Here is an 8,909-nt window from a genome sequence, read left to right as displayed (position 1 = left end):
GTCCCTAACTTCCCGATTAGCAAGTCAACAGGCCAAACGACAACAACAGCAACAACGACAAAAAGAGTTAGAAAACCTCGAAAAAGAATCTCAGGGACAGAAAAACAGGCTTTTAGAGGAAATTAATCGCTACAATCTCGAATTAAATCAGATTACTGCTGAAAAAAGCCGTTTAGAAACTGAAATTTTACCCAATCTCCTACTGACAACCCAAACCGCAAGGGAAACCCTAGAAACCCATCGTCTGCAAGCAAGTAGTCTCGCAGAAGCGTCAGAAGCTTGGGTAAAAGAACAAAGTGACCTTTCCCGCAATATTACCCGTCTTCAGGAACAATTAAACCCCTACCGTAGCCAACGGGCCCAATTGACCGAAAGATGCGATCGATTGCAAACTAATATAGTAGAAGCTGGTCAACGTCTGCAAGAATTAGAGCAAGTTATTAGCACAAAAACGGAAGAAAGTCAAGAAATATTACAAAAAATTAATCAATCGGATCCCGATATCCAAAATTTAGCCCAAAAACTCACCATTGCCGAACAAAATCGCGTCATCAGTCAGGACACCCAAAAACGTCTGCTCAAGGAACAACGGGACAAACAGAGGGAATTAGATAAACTGGAAGCGACCAAGCAAGCGCAACAGGAGGCCCAGGGAACCTATGCTACTCAAATATTATTACAGTCAGATTTGCCCGGAATATGCGGATTAGTGGCACAATTGGGCGAAGTAGAGGAACGTTATCAAATTGCTCTTGAAATCGCCGCCGGAGGTCGTTTAGGTCATGTAGTCGTCCAAGACGATAGCGTTGCGGCTGCCGGAATTGCCTTGCTAAAACAGCGTCGCATCGGTCGCGCCACTTTTTTACCCCTGAATAAAATTCGTCCTCCCCGTCCCCAGGATATTTCCTCTCTGCGTCACGCGCGGGGTTATCTGGATTTAGCGGTGAATTTAGTTAAGTTTCAATCCCAGTATCGGGAGGTTTTTAACTATATTTTTGGCAGTACCGTGGTTTTCGAGGATATAGATTCTGCCCGTTATTATATCAATCAATATCGCATCGTTACTTTGGATGGCGAGTTATTAGAGATGACTGGCGCTATGACCGGAGGCAGCCAACCGACGCGATCGGGGCTGCGTTTTGGTAAAATTTCTCCGAAGGAGTCTAGCGAAGCGGAATCTCTACGGGAAAGATTAGCAGAAATCGATCGCATTCTTACCCGCAACGAAGAAAAAATCACCCAAGTTAATAATCTTATCAGTCAGTTAACCCAACAGTTAACCGAAACCCGTCAGAGTCATCGGGAAAATCAATTATCTCTACAACAATTAAGCAAGGATTTACAACGTTTAACCACAGAAAAAGAGGATTTAAACCGTCAATTATCGGGTCAGCAAGAGGAAATTACTATTTCTCGTCAACGGTTAGAAGTATTAACCAGAGAAATTCCTGAGTTAGAGTTATCTTTACAGCAAGAACAGGAGAAATTAACTGCTTTAGAGGCCAATCATACCCATAGCGAATGGCAACAGGTACAGGGAATAATTCGCAGTCAAGAATTAGAGTTACAAACCCAAGAAAATCACCTCGCTACAGTCCGCGAACAGTTAAAAGATTTACATAATCAACAAATCAGACTAGAGGAAAAAAGTCAAGAGTCTGCGGATAGAATTATTGAGATTGACAGGATAATTACCGATGCAGTTAATCAGAGAAATATCGGTAATCTGGAGATAGAAAAACTTGATCGCCATATTTTAGAAATCAATCAAGCTTTACAGCAATTATCGCAACAACTAGGGGAAACCAAGCAAAAAAGAGACCAATTAGAGACAGTTTTGCGACAACAACAAAACCAGCAACAACAGGCTATCTGGCAATCGGAAAAGTTAGTCAACAATCAAGAGGAAAGACAAGCATTACTAACCACTTTACAGACAGAAATTAGTCAACTAGAAAGCGACTTACCCAATCCCTTGCCCGAAATTCCTGAAAGCGATCGAGATTTCGAGAAAATTCAAAGCGATATTCGGCAGTTACAAAAGAAATTAGCAGCTTTAGAACCTGTCAATATGTTAGCTTTAGAAGAACACCAAAAAACTAAAGAGAGATTAGATGAACTATCAGAAAAACTGCAAACTCTAGAGGGAGAAAGAACCGAACTACTTTTGCGGATAGAAAACTTTACCACCCTCAGATTTAATGCTTTTCAGGAAGCATTTACTGCTGTTAACGAAAACTTTAAGACCATATTTGCCACCCTGTCCGATGGCGATGGTTACTTACAACTAGAAGACGAAAATGACCCCTTTAATGGTGGCTTAAATCTGGTGGCACATCCCAAAGGAAAACCAGTACAGCGATTAAGTTCCATGTCTGGAGGTGAAAAATCTTTAACCGCTTTAAGCTTTATTTTTTCCCTACAAAGATATCGTCCTTCTCCCTTTTATGCGTTTGATGAAGTGGATATGTTTTTAGATGGGGCCAATGTGGAGAAATTGGCCAAAATGATTCAAAAACAAGCACAACAAGCGCAATTTATTGTCGTTAGTTTGCGTCGGCCGATGATTGAAGCTTCCGAAAGAACCATCGGTGTCACCCAAGCGCGGGGAACCCATACACAGGTACTAGGAATTAAAGTTTAACCTAAGACGCAAGTGGGGTGTGGGGTGTAGGGTGTAGGGTGTGGGGTGTGGGGTGTGGGGTGTGGGAAGTGGGAAGCTTTTCAGTAAACAGTAAACAGTGAACTGAAAACTCACATCTGATAACTGATAACTGATAACTGATAACTGCCAGACAAGCCCAGCAAAGTTAAGTTATATTAAGATTACTCAGAATGCGTCCCTGTCCCATTCAGAAATCTCATGACTCAACCGCAAGCGCAACGCATCCTCTACGTTAGACTCCCCTGTAACCCCATTTTCCCCATCGGTGTCGTTTATCTTTCCGACCACGTTCATAAACTATTCCCCGACATCGAACAAAGGATTTTTGACCTTGGCACCGTCCCCCCCTTAGACTTTAACCAAGCACTCGATCGCTGTGTTGACGAATTTCGGCCCACCCTGCTAGTATTCTCCTGGCGGGATATTCAAATATATGCCCCCGTCGGTGGTCGCGGTGGTAATCCCCTGCAAAACGCCTTTGAATTTTACTACGCTAAAAACCCCCTAATCAAGCTGCGAGGTGCTTTAGGAGGTTTGAAGGTGACAACCGCCTACTACGGCGAATTATGGCGCAATCAGGGACTAATTCGCCGAGGGTTGCAGCGGGCCAGAAAATACCATCCCGAAGCGCGAGTTATCGTCGGGGGTGGTGCCGTCAGTGTTTTCTACGAACAACTAAAAACTAAACTGCCCACAGGAACAATTGTATCAGTCGGAGAAGGGGAAACCCTGCTAGAAAAATTCCTCTCCGGCCGGGACTTTAGCGATGAACGTTGTTATGTGGTCGGAGAAACCACACCCCGGCCGCGTTTAATCCACGAATCCCCCACCCCCTTAGAAAAATCCGCTTGTAACTACGACTATATCGCCAGTATTTGGCCGGAATTTTCCTACTATTTCCAAGAAAACGACTTTTATATCGGGGTACAAACCAAGCGCGGCTGTCCCCATAACTGCTGCTACTGCATCTATACCGTCGTTGAGGGCAAACAAGTACGCATTAATCCCGCGGATGAAGTAGTTAAGGAAATGCGCCAATTATACGACCGCGGCATTCGCAATTTCTGGTTTACCGATGCCCAATTTATCCCCACCAGAAAATTTATCAACGACGTGGAAGAACTATTAGAAAAAATTCTCGCTTCTGGGATGAAAGATATACGTTGGGCTGCCTATATTCGTGCCGATAATCTCACTCCGAAACTGTGCGATTTAATGGTAAAAACAGGCATGAACTACTTTGAAATTGGTATCACCAGTGGTTCTCAGGAATTAGTCCGTAAAATGCGCATGGGCTATAATTTGCGGACAGTTCTGCAAAATTGTCGAGACTTAAAAGCGGCGGGTTTTAATGCTCTGGTTTCGGTAAATTATTCCTTTAATGTTATTGATGAAACCCTAGAAACTATTCGTCAAACTATCGCCTATCATCGGGAATTAGAAAATATTTTTGGAGTCGATAAAGTGGAACCAGCTATCTTTTTTATCGGACTACAACCCCACACCCATCTAGAAGAATACGCCTTCAAAAAAGAAATTATTAAACCCGACTACGATCCCATGAGTTTAATGCCCTGGACAGCCAAAAAACTGCTCTGGAATCCTGAACCTTTGGGGTCATTTTTTGGCGAAGTTTGTCTGCAAGCATGGCAACAAAATCCCGATGATTTTGGACGGGAAGTGCTGAAAATTTTGGAAGCAAGACTAGGGAAGGCCGATTTAGAATCCGCTTTAACCGCACCGATAGAAACTAAGAAAAAAGTCTTAACTCCTGCTTAAAAATTAATTTTAGTCAATCCCAAGGCAGCAATTAGCGTTACCATGAGTCTGAAATCAGGAGATGATCAAAATCCCTTTACCGGTAACTGCAAAATGACCGACCATCGCCCCCATTGGCTAGAATTAGCGGAATATATCGCCCTAGGATTAACCCTGCTTACCCTTATCGCCATGGGTGCGGGGTTTTTGCCTTTGTTCCTCCTGGTAGTGACTTTCGGGTTGAATATTCTCAATCGTCTCCGAGAAAGAACCCTGCAACGTCAACGCTTAACTGAGATGACTGGTCATTTACAGGATCAGTGGGAAGAAGAAAAAGAAGCTTTATCGGCCCAAATACAGTCCCTGAGTCCCGCAGTGGCCAGGGATAACGCCAGTGCCATCGCAGAATTAGAGGAGAATATTCTCGCCCTCGAACAGTCCTACAATCAAATTATTCAATACATCAACCGTAACGCGCTGCTGGAACGCATCGAACATCTGGAAAAATCCTACGGTCGCTTACACAGAGAGATTTTGCCGATTAACGAAGAATCGGCGGATATTCCCGCCACAAAAGCGGAAAATGAGCCACAAATCACCCTACCCGCCCTTAATTTAACTCCCACTTCCCCCCCCGTCGATATACCCCATTGGCACTATTATCGCCGTCTGACCGCCCATCGGGAAATGATCACGGCGATCGCAATTACCGAGGATCAACGGTTTTTAATTAGCGTTAGTTGGGATCGTACCCTAAAAATCTGGGATTTTGCGAGAGGAACCCTGATTAATACGGTGGAAGCTCATGATCAGGGCATTTTAGCCCTAGCAGTCACCGGAAACGGCGATTATCATCTAGCAACGGGAGGATTCGATCAAACCGTTAAATTATGGACTTTAGCCAGCGATGCCAGTAATCTGGAATTAAATCAAATTTTCCTCGGTCATCTCGGTTCGATTCACGGCCTGGATTTTGCCCCCCGTTGGCATTTTTTGGTTAGTGGTAGTTACGATCAAACCCTAAAACAGTGGAATTTAGAGCAGGAAACCGAAGAATTTAGTTCCTATGACAGTCTGGGGGCAATTTATGCCCTAGCAGTGGCTCCTAATCAAGATTTTATCGCCGCAGCTGGAGGTGATGGCACTGTCACCCTCTGGCAATTGGGATCGGGAGAAAAAATCGCCGTCTTATCAGGTAACATTTCTTCGGTGCAGAGTCTTGCGATCGCTGCCGATGGTCAGATTATTGCCGCCGGTTGTGTGGATGGTACGGTGAAAATCTGGCAATACGATCGAGAGAAAAGCGGTCATTTTGCGCCAATTCGGGTGATCAATGCCCATAATGGTCAGGTGACAAGCTTGGTATTCGGAGGGGAGGGTCAATGGTTATTGACGGGGGGAACCGACGGAGAGGTTAAAATCTGGTTAGCCAATTATCAACAGGCGATCGCAACTCTCAGCGCCACCAATGGGCGATCGTCGCCAATTTCCAGTTTAGTTCTCAGCCCCGATTATTGCCACCTAGCGGCGGCGGCGGCCGACGGCAGCATCACCATCTGGGAAAATATCACTTAATGGTCGATCGAACTAGAAAAATTGTATAATGTAATGTCCCGGACTCGGTCGGGCCAGTTTGACCCGAAGAAAAAGTGACTGAGTTAACTGTCGTTTCTGCCCAATAGTTGTCAACCCAGATCATTACCCATAGTAAAAAATTCAGAATGAAGACTCCAACAGATCAAAGATTTGATTACGTCAAAATCGGTTTAGCGTCCCCCGAGAGAATTCGGCAATGGGGAGAAAGAACCCTACCTAACGGTCAAGTCGTCGGAGAAGTAACCAAACCAGAAACGATCAACTATCGGACTCTTAAACCGGAAATGGATGGGTTATTCTGCGAGAAAATTTTTGGCCCCTCCAAAGACTGGGAATGTTGGTGCGGTAAATACAAACGCGTCCGTCACCGGGGAATTGTCTGTGAACGTTGCGGGGTAGAAGTCACCGAGTCGCGGGTACGTCGTCATCGCATGGGTTTTATCAAATTAGCTGCCCCCGTCACCCACGTTTGGTATCTCAAAGGTATTCCCAGTTATCTCAGTATCCTGCTCGATATGCCCCTGCGGGACGTGGAGCAAATCGTCTATTTTAATGCCTATGTGGTTCTCGATCCGGGTAACGCAGGCAATCTTAGTTATAAACAACTCCTCAGCGAAGATCAATGGTTAGAGATCGAAGAAGAAATCTACGCAGAGGATTCGGAATTAGTCGGCATTGAAGTGGGTATCGGGGCCGAGGCTATCCAAAGACTCTTACAGGAAATTAACCTGGAAGAAGAAGCGGAAAGACTGCGGACGGAAATTGTCGAAAGTAAAGGGCAAAAACGGGCAAAATTAATTAAACGTCTCCGGGTAATCGATAACTTTATCGCCACGGGTTCTCAGGCAGAATGGATGGTTTTAAGCGTAATTCCCGTGATTCCACCCGATTTACGCCCCATGGTGCAGTTGGACGGCGGCCGTTTTGCCACCTCTGACCTGAACGATCTCTACCGTCGGGTGATTAACCGCAATAACCGTTTATCCCGTCTGCAAGAAATTCTCGCCCCGGAAATTATCGTCCGCAACGAAAAACGGATGTTACAGGAGGCCGTCGATGCTTTAATTGATAACGGTCGTCGCGGTCGCACGGTGGTGGGGGCCAATAATCGCGCCCTGAAGTCTTTATCGGATATTATCGAGGGTAAACAGGGGCGTTTCCGTCAAAATCTCCTCGGTAAACGGGTGGACTATTCGGGACGTTCGGTTATCGTTGTCGGTCCGAAATTGAAGATCTATCAATGCGGTTTACCCAGGGAAATGGCGATCGAATTGTTCCAACCCTTCGTTATCCATCGTTTAATTAAATTAGGCATCGTCAATAATATCAAGGCAGCCAAGAAAATGATCCAACGGGGGGATGCCAATGTTTGGCACGTCTTGGATGAAGTGATCACGGGACACCCGGTGATGTTAAACCGCGCTCCTACCCTGCACCGTTTGGGCATTCAAGCGTTTGAACCGATCTTAGTGGAGGGCCGGGCGATTCAGTTACATCCCCTCGTCTGTCCCGCTTTTAATGCTGACTTTGACGGGGACCAAATGGCCGTACATATTCCCCTCTCCCTGGAGGCACAATCGGAAGCGCGCTTATTGATGTTGGCCTGTCATAATATTCTCTCACCGGCGACCGGTCGCCCGATTGTTGCCCCTTCTCAGGATATGGTTTTGGGTTGTTATTATCTCACGGCCGAAAATCCCAAGGCCCAAAAGGGTGGGGGTCGTTATTTCGCCAGCATGGATGACGCTATTCGCGCTTTTGATCAGGGATTGGTGGATCTGCACGCTTCTGTGTGGTTGCGTTTACCGGTCGGAGAAAAGGTGAAAACCAATAAACCCGATGAGGAAGTCCTGGAAACGGAAACTCTCCCCGATGGCAGCATCTGGAAATATTATCGGGAGCGCAAAACCCGCGAGAAAGATGGTGAGATAATTTCTCAGTATGTGCGTACTACTGTAGGGCGAATTATCTACAATAAGACGATTCTAGAAGCTTTAGTAGTCTAGAGAGAGATTCCCTTAGGGTGGGCATTGCCCACCTTAATTTTTAGGCTAAAGCGGCAATACATTCTATTTCCACTAGCACATCTTTGGGAAGACGGGCCACCTCCACACAGGCCCGGGCCGGGGCAGTTTCCGGGGGGAAATAACGGGCATAAACTTGATTCATCGCCCCGAAATTGGCTAAATCCGAGAGAAAGACGGTAGTTTTCACCACATTTGACCAATTAGCCCCAGCAGCGGTTAAAATGCCCTCTAGATTGGCCATAACTTGTTCGGTTTGGGCGCTAATTTCCCCGGAGACGATTTCACCCGTGACGGGATCTAGGGGAATTTGTCCCGCAACAAAGAGAAAAGGACCAGGAGCGGCGATCGCTTGATTATAGGGACCCACAGGGGCCGGAGCTTTATCAGTACGGATGACCTGATTATTCATGGGCAGGATAGTTAAAAAAGATGACATTGAATCAATTGAATATTTTCCCAGTTTTTCGATCGCTTGCAGTTAATTTTCGCCGGTTAGGGGGTTTAATTTTGACTGATTGTCTTTGTCGAAGGTGCGCTAAAAGCGATTGTACGAGAAATAAGTCAACACTTATGACGCTGCAATTCTGCATCTAACTCTGTTAACAAAGCATATATTCTATCAAAATCATGTTTAGTTTTAGAAGGAGCGTCATAGGTTCTCAAAGTACCTTTAGTATGAGTATGAGCCGCTCGATTGCGACTTCTCTTTAGATTACCGAGATCACCTTTTAAAGCACTAATTTTACTGGTTTTTTCTAACTTTTTTTCAATTTTTTCTAATGTTGCTAAACCAATAACTATCATCAACATTTTTCTAAAAGCTTCATATTGAAAGTTAGAGTTAGGCTTAATAATCTCGTCTT

The 8,909-nt window shown here is 45.2% G+C and carries 5 protein-coding genes and 1 pseudogene; 4 read left to right on the top strand and 2 right to left on the bottom strand.

The window, feature by feature from the left end; all coding sequences use genetic code 11:
* The 4 genes from smc to PX636_RS07855 form a co-directional block, all read left to right on the top strand.
* A partial coding sequence (smc, locus tag PX636_RS07870) for a chromosome segregation protein SMC (protein WP_288116673.1) occupies nucleotides 1-2,644 on the top strand: 2,644 nt, incomplete at its 5' end.
* A gap of 219 nt (nucleotides 2,645-2,863) precedes the next feature.
* Complete coding sequence (locus PX636_RS07865; RefSeq protein WP_125731924.1) at nucleotides 2,864-4,444, top strand: photosystem II high light acclimation radical SAM protein; 1,581 nt, start codon at nucleotides 2,864-2,866, stop codon at nucleotides 4,442-4,444.
* 42 nt (nucleotides 4,445-4,486) lie between these two features.
* Nucleotides 4,487-5,998 carry a WD40 repeat domain-containing protein gene (locus PX636_RS07860; protein WP_041803821.1) on the top strand — a complete coding sequence of 504 codons (1,512 nt, stop codon included), beginning with the start codon at nucleotides 4,487-4,489 and terminating at the stop codon, nucleotides 5,996-5,998.
* Nucleotides 5,999-6,144: 146 nt separating this feature from the next.
* Nucleotides 6,145-8,025, top strand: a complete 1,881-nt coding sequence (locus PX636_RS07855) for a DNA-directed RNA polymerase subunit gamma (RefSeq protein WP_004163413.1) — start codon at nucleotides 6,145-6,147, stop codon at nucleotides 8,023-8,025.
* 40 nt (nucleotides 8,026-8,065) lie between these two features.
* On the opposite strand, the gene PX636_RS07850 is transcribed toward PX636_RS07855, so the two are convergent.
* Both PX636_RS07850 and PX636_RS07845 read right to left on the bottom strand, forming a co-directional pair.
* Complete coding sequence (locus PX636_RS07850; RefSeq protein WP_002762767.1) at nucleotides 8,066-8,482, bottom strand: RidA family protein; 417 nt, start codon at nucleotides 8,480-8,482, stop codon at nucleotides 8,066-8,068.
* 125 nt (nucleotides 8,483-8,607) lie between these two features.
* Nucleotides 8,608-8,909, bottom strand: a pseudogene (locus PX636_RS07845) (endoribonuclease); the annotation flags it as partial.

Source organism: Microcystis sp. M53598_WE2 (assembly GCF_030067735.1).
In the GTDB taxonomy this organism is placed as follows: domain Bacteria; phylum Cyanobacteriota; class Cyanobacteriia; order Cyanobacteriales; family Microcystaceae; genus Microcystis; species Microcystis aeruginosa.
Note: the sequence above shows the minus strand (reverse complement) of the source record. Positions and strands in the feature narration are given on the sequence as shown.